The organism is Campylobacter showae CC57C (assembly GCF_000344295.2).
Taxonomy (GTDB): domain Bacteria; phylum Campylobacterota; class Campylobacteria; order Campylobacterales; family Campylobacteraceae; genus Campylobacter_A; species Campylobacter_A showae_B.
This window is the reverse complement of sequence record NZ_AOTD01000196.1, coordinates 1-1,560: the sequence shown is the minus strand read 5'-3', so window position 1 is coordinate 1,560 and position 1,560 is coordinate 1. Positions and strand designations below refer to the sequence as shown.

The 1,560-nt window shown below is 48.5% G+C and carries 1 protein-coding gene; it reads right to left on the bottom strand.

Features of this window, described 5'->3' with window-relative positions; all coding sequences use genetic code 11:
• Positions 1-187 precede the first annotated feature (187 nt).
• Positions 188-1,180 carry an iron-sulfur cluster assembly scaffold protein NifU gene (locus H740_RS07425; protein ID WP_002952902.1) on the bottom strand — a complete coding sequence of 331 codons (993 nt, stop codon included), beginning with the start codon at positions 1,178-1,180 and terminating at the stop codon, positions 188-190.
• Positions 1,181-1,560: the final 380 nt, after the last annotated feature.

Here is a 1,560-nt window from a genome sequence, read left to right as displayed (position 1 = left end):
ACGATTATCGGAATTTTAGGTATTTTGATAAATGAAGTAGAAAAATTTAATTTCGTAAATTGGAAATAGGGGCAAATGGGTTTTGGGGTAAATTTGAGTGAAAATAGAGTAGGGCGGCTAAATTTAACCGCCCGAATTTAATCAAATTTGAGCCCTAAGCCGCGTCAAATTTGCCGTCTAAAGTAGATCAGATAGGTAGGACGCGGATGTTTGGGCTGAGGTTTTCTTGAAGCACGTTTTCGATCGCGTATAGCGTGCCGGTCGCACCGCTCGCGCAGCCGCTGCAAGCACCCATATATCTTATATAGACGTCAAATTTACCCTCGGCGTCTTTTTGCAAATCGAGGATTTCCATATTACCGCCGTCCATCATCAGCATCGGGCGAACATCTCTATCTATGACGCTCTCGATGGCCTTTAGCTGGCCCACGACGGTCATATTTTCAAAGCTTACGTCGTCAAATTTGCCCGAAACCTGCGCGTCGATGACGGCTTGCTTTTTCTCCTGCTCCATCTCGGCTCTGGTGTCTGCGAGGATGTCCACGAGATAATACTCGCGCTTTTCGTGTCCGCCAGGGCGCACGCAGGACTTGCAAAAGGCGCCTGCTTTGGTGTATTGCGTGATCTCTTCGACCGTGTGTAGATCGTTTAGGCGGATGACCTCCTTGATCGTGCCTAGGCTAACGCGCGCGCACTCGCACACGATGATCTCGTCCTCGAAATGCTCCGGATCCACGCCCTTATACTGCGCTGCGGCGGCCTTGATGACGTCGTAGGCCATGACCGAACAGTGCATCTTTTGCGGCGGGACGGCAGGGACGTCCGGGGTATCGCGCATAGCTTTTTCCACGTCGATGTTGGTGATTTTGACCGCTTCGTCCACGGTCTTACCGATACAAAGCTCAGCCATCGTATCGGAGCTTGCTACCGCCGTACCGCAGCCAAAACTCTTAAATTTAGCATCCATGATGCGGTCGGTTTTTTCATCCACGAGCCAGTATAGCCTCACCGCGTCGCCGCAGCTCTCGGCGCCAAAATCCGCCACGATGAGCTTGCCGCCTCTTGCTTTTGCCTCGTCCTCGGTGATCTCGCCCATAAATTTGGGGTTGTTCATGCGGTTTTGGACGTTTTGGGAGTATTCGTCCCAGATGGAGCCGCCGATTAGATTATTTTTTGCCATTTTATTTCCTTTTTACGCTTCGTCTTTTGAGCGATTTTTGCGGAGCTTATTAAAATTTAGCTCGGCGGACTATCTGTCCAGCCTGCGCTAAATTTTACCTGCGCAACCACAAAAATCATCTCAAAATACTTCAGCTTACACTTTTTATTTAACTCAAATTTGAACTTTTAAAGCTCAAATTTCAATTAAATTTAATCTTAAATTTGAACGCAAAACATTCAGGCGAAGTATTTTTCTTTTTTACTTCGCGCAAGCGCTCGTAACGAGACTTCGCTACGAGGAGGCGAGGCGGAAATAAGCCGAGCGAGGGTGCGTATATAAAATACGTAACCGAGCCTCGGCGAAATTTCCTTCTGCTTGCAGTTGCGAGTGCAACGAAG